Source organism: Pontimicrobium sp. MEBiC06410 (genome assembly GCF_053601615.1).
This window is the reverse complement of record NZ_JBSHNT010000162.1, coordinates 164,739-177,223: the sequence shown is the minus strand read 5'-3', so window position 1 is coordinate 177,223 and position 12,485 is coordinate 164,739. Positions and strand designations below refer to the sequence as shown.

Sequence of the window (12,485 nt, the reverse complement as noted above, 5' to 3'; positions counted from 1 at the left end):
AAATTATGCTAACAGCAATTATAGTAGAAGATTTAGAAGATGCTATGGCTCTTCTAAAAAATGACTTAGAAACTAAGCATCCAGAAATTAAAATTATAGATACAGCAAGAAGTGTAGTAGAAGCCGCAAAAGCATTACGAAAAGCACAGCCCGATATTCTGTTTTTAGATATTATATTAGGCGATGGTACTGGATTTGATGTGCTAGAGATTTTTCCAGAATTAAAATCGAAAATCATTTTCGTCACAGCAAGTGATGAGTTTGCTATAAAAGCATTTAAGTTTGCAGCCATAGATTATGTGCTAAAACCCTATTCTAATGAAGAGTTAGAGCAAGCTATAACAAGAGCAAAAGCACAAATAAAACCTAATAAAGAACGACTAGATATTTTAAAGGAAACATTATCTGCGCCAGAAAAAAAACCTAATAAAATATCGTTACACACACTAGATAAAATTATTATTGTAAACCTTGACGATATCGTACGTTGCGAGTCGGATAGCAATAATACGGTGTTTCACCTTCAAGATGGTAGAAAAGTATTTGTTACTAAAACCCTTAAATATTTTGCAGATATGTTAAAGCCTTACGAATTTTTACGTATTCACCAAAGTCATTTAGTAAACCTACAATGTATAAGTGCATTTATAAAAACCGATGGCGGCTATTTAATGCTTAAAAATGGTGAAAATGTACCCGTTTCTGTTCGTAAAAAAGCTGAGGTTATCGAGATTTTAGATACCATGCATCGTTAACAAAACTATAATAGTTTTAGAATACATTATTTATATTTGTGCTCTTAATCAATAATTAACTATGAAATTTAAAACCTTAATACTACTTTTTGTTAGCTTAATATTTATTAATTGTTCAAAAGACGACGACTCGCAAGAAGCAAAGTTGAGTTCTGAAAATAAAGTTATATCATTCACTATAAAGCCTAATGATATTAATTATGCAGGGGTAATTAACGAACAAAATAAAACTATTGAAATAGAAACAGTGGGATTAGAAGTAAATAGTAACATTGTTCCACAAATAGTATTTTCGGCTAAAGCAACAATTTCTCCAGATCCAACATCAATACAAGATTTTAGTCAGCCAGTTATATATACAGTTACAGCCGAAAATGGAGATGAGGCAGTTTACACTGTAACTACCAATAATACTGAGATTGCTGTGCCTTCTAACGAAAAAAAGATTTTAAGTTTTCAACTTAGTAATAATGGAAATACTTTTGATGGTGTTATAAATCATGATGCTTTAACAATAGATATAGAGGTTTATGGAGATACGGCACAACTTTTAGTTCCTACCATTACAGTTTCGGAAAATGCTACATTTTCGCCAGGAGTAGATGATGCTCAAAACTATTTAGAAGACGTTGAATATACTGTAACGGCAGAAGATGGAACGTTTAATATATATACTGTTAGGACAAAGGTATTACTTATAACTACCGTAAACAGTGTAAGTTCTACAAGTGATTTTTCTACTGCTTACTACAGTAATGCTAAACCTTATGTTAGAACTCAAAATGTTGATTTAACACTTCCAAACTCAAAAATTATTTTGGCTAATGCTACAAACAGCTATGAATTAAGTTACAGCAATTATAGTTTTACCACTTTTGAAGATGATATATTCACAAATTTTCAAATAGAATTCCCTAATAATATCGTTACTGCTAGTGATTATACTTTAAAATATGTAGTAGACGATGTTATAAAAACAGAAACGATTGAATTAATTGATGTGCTTGCCGAAAACGTTCCTGTAATTACATCTTCAAACCAATCAAGCTATAATTTTGGCGACACACTAATTTTAACAGGAACTAATCTAGTTCCAGGAATTAGAATAGCAGCTCATAATGGCTCTATTTATGCTTATAATGAGTCTTCATCTTCACCAGTAAGTGTGAATTCTGAAGGCACAATGCTAACATTTCAAATGAATGTAAATAGTGGGATGTTTCCTTCAGGAACATATCAAACACCAATATTTATTAATTATAATGGAAGATACGGAGATTCTATTACAGTAGAGTTTGATTAAGTTTGAAGTATTAGTAAGAAAGATAATTACTTATTATACTTTTTACCCAACTGCTCTAACATTTCTTTAGTAATAGCATCTAAGTCGTAATCATGTTGCCAGTTCCAATCTTGTCTAGCTTCGCTATCATCTATACTTTGCGGCCAAGAATTAGCAATGTCTTGTCTAAAATCGGGTTTGTAAGTAATTTTAAAATCAGGAATGTATTTTTGTATAGAAGCAGCAATTTCTTTTGGCGTAAAAGTAATACCAGCTAGGTTGTAAGACGATCGTATTTTAATAGCATTATCGTCTGCGGCCATAATATCTACAGTTGCCTTAATAGCATCATCCATAAATAACATAGGTAAAGCAGTATCTTCAGATAAAAAACACTCATAAGATTTATGTTTTACCGCTTCATGGTAAATTTCAACAGCATAATCTGTAGTACCACCACCTGGCATGGTTTTCCAGCTAATAATACCAGGATAACGAATACCTCTAACATCTACCCCATATTTTTGATTATAATACTCGCACCAGCGTTCTCCAACTTGCTTAGTAATACCATAAACAGTAGTAGGCTCCATAGTAGTATATTGTGGAGTGTTTACTTTTGGAGTAGATGGACCAAAAACAGCAATACTAGAGGGCCAATATACTTTTTTAATAATATTAGCCTTAGCTAGATTTAAAACATGAAACAAAGAACTTGTGTTTAAATCCCATGCTTTCATAGGGTATTTTTCTCCTGTGGCACTAAGCATAGCAGCCATTAGGTATACTGTATCTATATTATACTTTTCAACACATACTTTAACCGATGCGTAATCCATGGCATCAATAATTTCAAAAAGACCAGAATTAACAACATCTAGGTTGTTATAGCTAATATCACTAGCAATAACATTATCGTTTCCATGTATCTCTCTAAGTTTAAAAGTGAGTTCAGACCCAATTTGACCACAAGCTCCAATAATTAAAATTCTTGATGACATATTTTAAGCATAAATTAGATAATGCGTAAAAATAATAAGATTTTAATCATAATATCGTAATTTTTAGGTAAAAATCGACTCATAAATTTTATATAATTTATCGTAACGAACGTATTGAATGCAATATATTTGTAATTCAAAGAGTTAAACCATGTATAAAATAAAAAGATTTAATTTTAATATTATCAAAATAATTATTTTGTATGTTTTGGCCGAAAAAAAGAATAATAAATAAATGAAATTTTTAAGTGTACTGTTACTACTTGCTTGTTTAGTATCCTGTAAAAAAACACAAGATACAACAGAAGGGACTGTTAAGGAAACAAAGCTAAAAGACACTACTTTGGTGTCTAAAAAAGACATAGCTAAAATTCAATTTTTAGATTATGGTGTAGATACTAAAGCTAAAAACACACTAGATTCTTGGCTAGCATATAATACTATAGCAACTGCCATTGCAGCAGTTAATAATGGAGATTTTGGTTTTTTTATAGATGATAAGGCTGTGTTTGAAACAACAATAGAGGATTTAGAAACAACGATACCAGAAAATATAGACACTGCAGCTGTTCGTGCTAGGGTATTAGTTTTAAAAACAAAATTATATAAGTTAGAAGAAGCTACAAGGTTATCTACAACTACGAAAAAGGAACATTTATTAGTTATAAAAGAAGTATTTCAGGCCTTTTCCTATGTTACATTATTAATTAATAAAAAATTCGAAAAAGAAGCTCAAAACATCATAAAACCAGAAATAGAATGAAAGCATTTTTAACCCTCCTATTTGTATGTTTTGTAACCTACAGTTTTAGTCAAGAAACACCAAAGTTAGATAATGGAAGAACACCAGTAGTTGCAAAAGTAGATTTAAAAAAAGACATTAATAAGACATTAGATGCTTGGCATAAAGCAGCCGGCAATGCTGATTTTGATGCTTATTTTAACTTAATGACCAAAGATGGTGTGTTTATAGGCACGGATGCTACCGAAAATTGGCAACTTAAAGCTTTTAAAGCTTTTTCTAAACCTTATTTCGATAAAGGAAAAGCATGGAGCTTTACCGCTGTAGAACGTAACATTTACATTTATGAAGATCAAAAACTAGCATGGTTTGATGAGTTATTAGATACACAAATGAAATTATGTAGAGGTTCTGGTATAATGAAATTAGAAAATAATGAGTGGAAAGTAGCACACTATGTACTCTCAATTGCTATCCCTAATGAAAACGTAAAGGATGTTATAGAACTAAAGAAAACATTTGACGATAAACTAACCAAAACTCTAAAAGCAAAAAATTAAATTTTTTACAATTTTTTATATATAGTAAAACGTGTTCATTACTTTGAACGCGTTTTTTGTTAAAAAAAATTATGAAAATGTTAATTTATTTACTACTTAAAAATATCTAAGTAAATTGTACAATTAAAAACTAATCAAAAAGTTAAAATGAAAAAACTATCAATCATAGGTACTTTTGCTTTATTAAGCATTGTAGCTTGTAAAGAAGATGCAAAACAAGAAGACACTGCACAAGCAAAAGTTGAAGTAGAAAAAGTACCTGGTATTAATTTAGATTTTATGGATACATCTGTAAAACCTAATGAAGACTTTTTTAAACATGTTAATGGTAAATGGCTAGAAACTAACGAGATTCCAGACGATAGAACCTCGTGGGGAAGTTTTGCAGAGTTGCGTAAAAAAACTGATGAGGATGCTTTGTCTATTTTAAAAGCAGCAATGTCTGATAATAAAGACTTAGAAAGTATTAAAGTTTTACCAGGATCAGACCAAGAAAAAGCAGTACAATTATTTCAAACAATAATGGATACTGTTGGAAGAAATAAACAAGGATTAGATCCAGTAAGACCATATTTAGCTAAAATTGAAGCTATAAATAACATTGACGATTTACAAAACTTTTTAATAGAAATGGAGCCAACAGGAGGTGCAGGTTTCTTTGGTTTTGGAGTAGGATCGGACCCTAAAGACAGTAACAGAAATGTAGCTTATTTAGGAACAGGAGGTTTAGGATTGCCAGATAGAGATTACTATGTAAAAGATGATGCCGATTCTAAAGAAAAAAGAGAAAAGTATGTGGCGCATATTACTAGAATGCTACAGTATTTAGGAGACACAGAAGCAGATGCTAAAGCACAAGCAGAGCAAATTTTAGCGTTCGAGACTAGATTAGCAGAACCTAAAATGGATAAAGTAGATCGTCGTGATGCACGTAAGCGTTATAACCCAAGATCTATAGAAGACTTACAAAAAATGGTTCCAGCAGTAAACTGGAAAAATTACTTTACAGGAATTGGTGTAAAACAATTAGATACAGTAATAGTTAGCGAAATTAAATATTTTGATGCTCTACAAGATATATTAGCAGAGAACAATGTTTCTGATTGGAAATCATATTTACGTTGGTCTACATTAAATAATGCAGCAGGATTATTATCTACAGAGTTAAATAAAGCAAACTGGGATTTTTACAGTAAAGAATTAAGTGGTGCTAAAAAACAACGTGCTTTAGAAGAGCGTGCCTTACAAACATTAAACGGAACTATTGGTGAAGCATTAGGAAAGTTATATGTAGATAAAAAGTTTCCACCAGAAGCAAAAGTGAAAGCAGAAAAAATGATTAAAAATGTCATTTTAGCATTCGAGCACAGAATTAATAAGCTAGAATGGATGAGCGAAGACACTAAAAAGAAAGCAATTGAGAAATTAAGAGCTACTAAAGTGAAAATTGCCTATCCAGACCAATGGAAAGATTATTCTGCACTAGACATAAAAGGTGTTGAAGAAGGCGGAACATATCTTCAAAATATGTTAAACGCAAGAGCATGGAATTTTAAAGACGATTTAGAAAAATTAGGTAAACCAGTTGATAAAAGCGAATGGTTTATGGCACCACAAGTGGTAAATGCTTATTTTAATCCAGCTTACAACGAAATAGTATTTCCGGCAGCAATTTTACAACCACCATTTTATAATTACACAGCAGATGATGCTGTTAATTATGGAGGTATTGGAGCCGTAATAGGTCATGAAATCTCTCATAGTTTTGATGATTCTGGTGCGCGTTATGATAAAGATGGAAACTTAAATAACTGGTGGACAGACGAAGATTTAAAACAATTTGAAGGGTTAGGTAAAGCATTAGCAGATCAATACAGTGCTATAGAAGTGTTACCAGATGTAAATATAAATGGAGAGTTTACTTTAGGAGAAAATATTGGAGATTTAGGAGGTGTACTTGCTGCTTATGATGCTTTACAAATGAGTTTAGAAGGTAAAGAAGTAGAAAAAATAGATGGGTATACACCAGAGCAACGTTTCTTTATGAGTTGGGCAACCGTTTGGAGAACAAAAATGCGTGATGATGCATTAAAAACACGAATTAAAACAGATCCGCACTCACCAGGAATGAATAGAGCTGTACAACCATTATTAAACGTTGATGCTTTCTATGAAGCTTTCGATATTAAAGAAGGAGATAAAATGTATATAGCACCAGAAAAGCGTGTGAGAATTTGGTAATAATACCAAGTTTAAAATAACAAAAAATGCAACTCTATTTAGGGTTGCATTTTTTGTTACGGTGTTTTTTTAAAGTAAATGCTATGGTTATTTAACAAATAAAAAAATAAATAACAAACTAGCTAGAATCATTGATACTGCAAAAACAAAGAGGTCTATGTACAATTGACGTTTAACTTTCTTTTGTATTTGTTGTTTAATTTTGTTTAGCTGTTCTGGAGGACAGATTTAAAATGAGTTTCTTTTTTATTATTCTGCAAAATGTATGTGTTCTTCCAAATTTTAGATTCTCTGCGATCTAATTTTTTTCTTCGCAATTCTTTAAACCTTAGGTTATGTCCACTTAGCCTGCCATACGTTCCATCTACACTCATAATTTATTATAGTTTTATATACCAAAAACGTTTCTGCGTATTTTATTTTACATCTATGCTATTTTCGAGCAATTATTAACAATATGCTTTTTCAATGTTTGATTTATTAGTAATAAAATAGGACGTTAAATAATAGTTAGCTGTTACAAATTTTACCTAAAAAAGATGATTAAAATCAAAAAAGCAGTAATTAGAACCTTCTAATTACTGCTTTTAAATATGTTTTTTCTTATTTAATTCTTTGGGGCTGCTGTACCAGTCTCTGGTTTTGCTTTTAAAGATAATATTGCTTTTTTACTTACATACGCTAAGTTAAAGTTAGGCGCTTGTTTTATGGCTTCGTCTAGCATTAAAACAGCAGTGTCTATGTTTGCTTTTTTATCCTCATTAAACTTAATTAATGCTCTTAAATAAGTAAAGGCAGCTTTTAAAGGTACTTGATAAGGCTGTTGTGTTTCGTAGTATGTTTTTAACATGTCATCTTTTGAGTTGTTAACACCAAAAGCACTATGTTTTCTAGCTTCTACTAGATTGCCTAGTTGTAAATTTAATTCAGCTAATTCGTATGCAATATTAGGACTTGGGTTTATTTTAAAGAGCGCCTCAAAGTGTGGTATTGCTAATTTAGCTTCTCCTAAAGATTTTAATGAAACTGCCTTGATTTCCTTAGCTAAATTAGAGTCTGTTGCATTGGGTTCGTAGCCTATAGTATTAATGGCTTGTATGTGTTTTCCTTCGTTTAAGTAAACATAAGCTAAAGTATCTTTTCTAGCTTGAGAAGGCGCAATAACATTTAAGTGTGTTAAGGCATTAATAACACCTTGGGCATCGCCTTGTGTTTTCATCTGTTTATAATAGGCTTCGTAATGCTTAGTTAATTCAGATTTATTTTGCGCAGTTACAAAATAGCAACTTGTTAAAAGCGCTAATACTAATAGTCGTTTCATTTGTTTTGTGTTTATGGTTTGCCAAAATAAAAAAAATATAGACTTAAACTCTTAAAACAATGCTAATTAATGTTAATAGACTGTTTTGTAATAATTGCATCGTTTAAAACAAACGGTTTTGGTATCATGTTTTCTTCCCGTTTTGGTATAGTGAATAAATTATTCTCTAGTAAATCGAAAGTAGCTTCATGTAGCTGTAATGATGTTTTTTGTGCAGCAGGAACACTAATGAATAGGTCTAGTGGTTCGTTGTCTGTAACATAATAGCTAAATAATCTATTATGCTCTCGTGTTTCGAAAACAAAATCAGAGTCTTTTGCTCTATAGGCTTTTACACCATTAATTTTAAAAGAATGAAAGACGTTTGTGGAGTCTGAAAAAATTTCCATACGTTGAACCGCTCTTGTGGGCATTATACAGATATTAAAATACCTTTTGTTTCCTATAATAGTATCGTTAGAAATTTCAATTTTTGGTTTAGAAATAGTTTTTATAGGCGCTTTTGTAGCATAGGTAAACCCAGAAGCATACTTACTATTAAATATATTTTTATTTAAGTAAGAAGCTTCTTTTGGTGCATTTCCAATAAAGTTTTTAGTCCAAGCATCTAAAGTAGTATCGTAAGTTGCCCAAAGTGCTGTATTATCATCGTTATTTAAGATGTAAACTAAACTATTAGGTTTTGGTGTGTTTGCTGTAAATTTAGAGTTAAAATGTGCTTTAAAAAAGAAAAAGATTCCAAATAAAAAGAATAGGTAACTCCATCGTTTTTTATGTTTAAAAAAACCAAAAACGGGTAGTGTAAGTCCAAAAATTAAAACAACAAAAATTGCACTTACAAAAAGAATCTTTAATCCTAAACCTACAGGAAACATTTTAATGAGTGGTGTTATTATAAACAACACTGGAATACAAAGTAAGGTTAATAATATAATACTAGGTTTTTGTTGTTTTAGCAGAACAAAAAAGGCTAACAAAGCAAAAATTACAGGAATAATAAAAAAACTAGCACCTTTTAAATTAAAAGCTACCAGAGTGCAAATAATAAGCCATAATGTTATGGGAGCAACTAATAAACTTGCTGTGTTAAAAGGCTTGTATACTTTATGATAACAATAAAATATAATACCGAGACTTAATAATACAAAACACCATATATAACTGTGGCCATTGTATGTAAAGCCATGTAGTAGCTCTTTGTAACCTGGGTATATAATATTAATTAATTTCCAGCTTAAAAAAACAAATAAGCCACAGCTTATTAAAGTAGTTATAAATACATAAAAACCTTTAGAGACTTCTTGCCTTTTTAGTCTTTTATTTTTGAAACCATATATTAATAAGCCAATAAATGCAATAATAGTTAATACTAACATTGGAAAAATCCAATTGAAAGGATAAATTACTGTTCCAAAATAAGGAGCATTGAAATAGATATAATCTTCGGTACTTTTTAAGTTATTTAAATTTGCATCTGCAAAATAATGAAGCAAAGGCATTAAATACGAGCCTTGATGTTCTAGAGTGTTTCTATCTAAACGATCGTATGTGTCTAATGCTGTATGGTAATCGAAATGATCGTCTATAAAAGCAAAATTAAAACCATTAACATTTCCATCTTTTCTAAATACTGTTAAATCGGTATCATTAGGTAGCATTTTGTATATACTATAAGCTAAGGAGTTTGCTACTGGGTATTTAGGGTTTGCTTTAACAAAAGCTTTCATTAAATTAGCGTTGCCATTATTAGTTTCAATAAGCATATAACTTGGGCCACCGCTACCTCTAGCTTCAAAGTTAAGAACTAAACCAACATCTTTAGCCCATTCGTGTTGATTTACAAATAAATCGGCACCATTTAATCCTAGTTCTTCAGCATCAGAAATAAGTATAATAATATCATTTTTTGGTGTTTTTCCTTCTGCTAAATAAGATCTAAGGCCTTCTAAAATGGTTACAACACCAGATCCAGCATCGCTTGCGCCTAATGAAGAGTGTGGATTACTATCATAGTGTGTTAATAGCATTAGTGCTTTGCCTTTTGTACTTCCTTTAATTCTAGCTAAAATGTTTTTTGCTTTAGTAAGGTTTCCCCATTGGCTTATAGTGTAACCTTCTTGTATTTGTGTTTTTAATCCTAGATTTTGTAATTGCTGTTCTATATAATTTCTTACATTTTTATGTTCAGCATTACCAACAAAATGAGGTGCTTTAGAAATTTCTGACAAATGTGTTAATGCACGAGCTGTAGAAAATTGTGTTTTACTAGTATTTATAGAAGAAATATGATCTGGTAAAAGCGCATCAAAACTTACATAAACAGAAAATATAATTAGTAATAATGCTATGCTTTTTTTAAACATTAGTTTGAGGTTTTATGGGAGTTATAAAAATAAGAAATTATTGATAGTTATTTGTGTTTAGGTTAAGTGTTTAAAAATGAGTAACTTTAGTTTTAAACTAAAAAAAGATATTATGGGTATTAAAAGTTTTCAAGGGGCAAGAAAAGGACAAGAGCAAAAAGCAGATAGTTCGCCTTTAAAAGTTAGTGATTATATGTCTAGAGATTTAATAACATTTAACCCAAATCAATCTGTAGAAGAGGTAATTAATATGCTAATAAAACATCGTATTTCTGGCGGACCGGTTGTTAATGATAAAAATGAATTGGTAGGTATAATCTCTGAAGGCGATTGTATAAAACAGATAAGCGAAAGCCGTTATTACAATATGCCAATGGAGCAAAATACAATTGAAAAGCATATGGTTAAAGATGTAGAAACCATAGATGGTAATTTAGATGTTTTTGATGCTGCTAATAAATTTTTAAAATCTAAACGTCGCCGATTTCCTATTGTAGAGAATGGAAAATTGGTTGGACAAATAAGTCAAAAAGATATTTTAAAAGCTGCTATGGAGTTAAAGGGACAAAATTGGAAATGATTTACAAGGTTTAATGTGTTTACAGTAAATCTGCTATGGCTGTGTTATGTTCTTTTTACTAAGGCATAAAAATCATCTTCTAAAGGAAGATAGCCTTGATCGTATACAAAATAATATATTTTACCAGCTTTAGTTGTATAAGTACTTGTAAAGTAATTAAAATCGAAACCGTGCTCTATTAATCTAGATTTAGTGGTTTTTGTTTTTTGGTTAGGGTTTAAAACTTCTAATATGCGCCAATTTTTACGGAGTCTATTGTTAATGTTTCTAATAAGGTTTTTACCATCTTTATTTAATTTGTTATTATGCGAGTTTCTGCAGTAGTCACTGCAAAACTTTTTATCTATTCTACCTGCAATTTTCTCACCACATTCTGGGCATTTTCTTTCCATAGTTTTAGTTGTTTTTAATACTATACCAGCGTAGTTTTAGTTGTTCTTTTGGGTAATAAAAATCTTCTAGATAATCTAGACCTATTTTTAAAAGTGCTTTATGGGATGCTTCGTTACCTAATTCTGTAATACCATAAATAGTATCTAGTTTTAAGGTGTTAAACCCGTAGTTAACCGATGCTATACCAGATTCTGTTGCATAACCTTTGCCCCAGTATTTAGGAATTAGCCGGTAACCAACGTCGTAAAAATTTGTATGATTGTTAAAGGTATAATCATCTATAAAGCGTAGGCCAGACCAACCAATAAAATTACCACTTGCTTTTTCTATTACTGCTAACCTACATATACCGTGTTTTTTATATTTTGGTTTGCAATCTTGTATGTACTTGTAAGATTCGTCTTTGCTTTTTACAGGATTATTGCCTAAATATCTGTGTACTATTGGGTTAGAGTCCAGCTCAAATAAACCATCGACATCGCTATCTATAAATTCGCGAAGAATTAATCGTTCTGTTTCTATACGAATCATTATAGTTTTCTCTTATAATTAAATTTAACTTCTTCTGTTGCTCCTTCTTCACTAATAACTACATAAAGATTAATTTCGTTATCGCTTATTTTTTCGAAGGTAAAGTTGTTAAAATAAGCACGATTAGATTCAATTTTTACTAATTTAAAAACCTCAGAGTCGTCTTTTTCTTCCCAGCCTTTAAAGTCCGGACCAAAATGTTTTAATTGAAGTAATAGTGTGCCATTAGTTTCGGTAATGGCTCCTAGCTCGTAAAATACTACTTTACCATTATTAACTAGTTTAAAACTAAACATCATAGAATTTCCTAGGGGAGGACTCCATATTTCTTCGGTAATCCCTCCAAAGGCTTCCCCCATCCAATGTCCAGCTATCCATGATACGTCTTGTAGTGTTGCTTTTGGAGCGTTTTTGTTATTGTTATATTGTAAGGTGTTTTGGCTATTACAATAGCTTAGACTAAAGGAGAGTGCAAGAATTAATATAAGCTTCATTACTGTAGAGGTATTATTTTAATAATCTAAGATAATAAACTTAATATAATTGTAACAAACTTATAAGTTTAACAATAAGACCTGTAATAAGGGAATACAAGGTGAAGAGTTGCTTTATTGTTTAATAAACGCATAAAAAAAATCTAACCGACTTAGTCTACTTGAAGTCCCTACACTTAAGTGATTTATCGCCAGCTAGATTTTGGTTATCTTTAATCAATC

12 protein-coding genes are annotated in these 12,485 nt (G+C 30.8%); 6 read left to right on the top strand and 6 right to left on the bottom strand.

Annotation, left to right across the window (positions count from 1 at the left end):
* The first annotated feature begins 5 nt into the window (after positions 1 to 5).
* Complete coding sequence (locus tag ACVC08_RS16580) at positions 6 to 755, top strand: LytR/AlgR family response regulator transcription factor (protein WP_452602882.1); 750 nt, start codon at positions 6 to 8, stop codon at positions 753 to 755.
* Between the two features lie 61 nt (positions 756 to 816).
* Positions 817 to 2,058, top strand: coding sequence for a DUF5018 domain-containing protein (locus ACVC08_RS16575; RefSeq protein ID WP_452602881.1), 1,242 nt, complete (start codon positions 817 to 819; stop codon positions 2,056 to 2,058).
* Positions 2,059 to 2,084: 26 nt separating this feature from the next.
* Here ACVC08_RS16575 and ACVC08_RS16570 read toward each other — a convergent pair whose 3' ends face one another.
* Positions 2,085 to 3,038 (bottom strand): NAD-dependent epimerase/dehydratase family protein, encoded by a 954-nt coding sequence (locus tag ACVC08_RS16570; protein ID WP_452600330.1) that lies wholly within the window; start codon positions 3,036 to 3,038, stop codon positions 2,085 to 2,087.
* 235 nt (positions 3,039 to 3,273) lie between these two features.
* On the opposite strand from ACVC08_RS16570, the gene ACVC08_RS16565 reads away from it, so the two are divergent.
* The 3 genes from ACVC08_RS16565 (at position 3,274) to ACVC08_RS16555 (ending at position 6,581) form a co-directional block, all read left to right on the top strand.
* On the top strand, positions 3,274 to 3,801 hold the full coding sequence (locus ACVC08_RS16565; RefSeq protein ID WP_452602880.1) for a hypothetical protein: 528 nt from the start codon (positions 3,274 to 3,276) through the stop codon (positions 3,799 to 3,801).
* Positions 3,798 to 4,340 (top strand): nuclear transport factor 2 family protein, encoded by a 543-nt coding sequence (locus ACVC08_RS16560; protein WP_452602879.1) that lies wholly within the window; start codon positions 3,798 to 3,800, stop codon positions 4,338 to 4,340. The genes ACVC08_RS16565 and ACVC08_RS16560 overlap by 4 nt, the downstream gene beginning before the upstream one ends.
* Positions 4,341 to 4,487: 147 nt before the next feature.
* Positions 4,488 to 6,581, top strand: coding sequence for a M13 family metallopeptidase (locus ACVC08_RS16555; RefSeq protein ID WP_452602878.1), 2,094 nt, complete (start codon positions 4,488 to 4,490; stop codon positions 6,579 to 6,581).
* Positions 6,582 to 7,188: 607 nt separating this feature from the next.
* On the opposite strand, the gene ACVC08_RS16550 is transcribed toward ACVC08_RS16555, so the two are convergent.
* Positions 7,189 to 7,902 (bottom strand): hypothetical protein, encoded by a 714-nt coding sequence (locus ACVC08_RS16550; protein ID WP_452602877.1) that lies wholly within the window; start codon positions 7,900 to 7,902, stop codon positions 7,189 to 7,191.
* Positions 7,903 to 7,964: 62 nt separating this feature from the next.
* On the bottom strand, positions 7,965 to 10,265 hold the full coding sequence (locus tag ACVC08_RS16545) for a M28 family peptidase (protein WP_452602876.1): 2,301 nt from the start codon (positions 10,263 to 10,265) through the stop codon (positions 7,965 to 7,967).
* A gap of 112 nt (positions 10,266 to 10,377) precedes the next feature.
* On the opposite strand from ACVC08_RS16545, the gene ACVC08_RS16540 reads away from it, so the two are divergent.
* Positions 10,378 to 10,845, top strand: coding sequence for a CBS domain-containing protein (locus ACVC08_RS16540; protein WP_452600324.1), 468 nt, complete (start codon positions 10,378 to 10,380; stop codon positions 10,843 to 10,845).
* Between the two features lie 44 nt (positions 10,846 to 10,889).
* On the opposite strand, the gene ACVC08_RS16535 is transcribed toward ACVC08_RS16540, so the two are convergent.
* The 3 genes from ACVC08_RS16535 to ACVC08_RS16525 are packed head-to-tail and all read right to left on the bottom strand — an operon-like array spanning position 10,890 to position 12,263.
* A complete protein-coding gene (locus tag ACVC08_RS16535; RefSeq protein WP_452600323.1) occupies positions 10,890 to 11,237 on the bottom strand; it encodes a hypothetical protein in 348 nt (115 codons plus the stop codon).
* A gap of 4 nt (positions 11,238 to 11,241) precedes the next feature.
* Positions 11,242 to 11,769 (bottom strand): GNAT family N-acetyltransferase, encoded by a 528-nt coding sequence (locus ACVC08_RS16530; protein WP_452602875.1) that lies wholly within the window; start codon positions 11,767 to 11,769, stop codon positions 11,242 to 11,244.
* Positions 11,769 to 12,263 carry a DUF6265 family protein gene (locus tag ACVC08_RS16525; RefSeq protein WP_452600321.1) on the bottom strand — a complete coding sequence of 165 codons (495 nt, stop codon included), beginning with the start codon at positions 12,261 to 12,263 and terminating at the stop codon, positions 11,769 to 11,771. Before ACVC08_RS16525 ends, ACVC08_RS16530 begins: the two co-directional genes overlap by 1 nt.
* Positions 12,264 to 12,485: the final 222 nt, after the last annotated feature.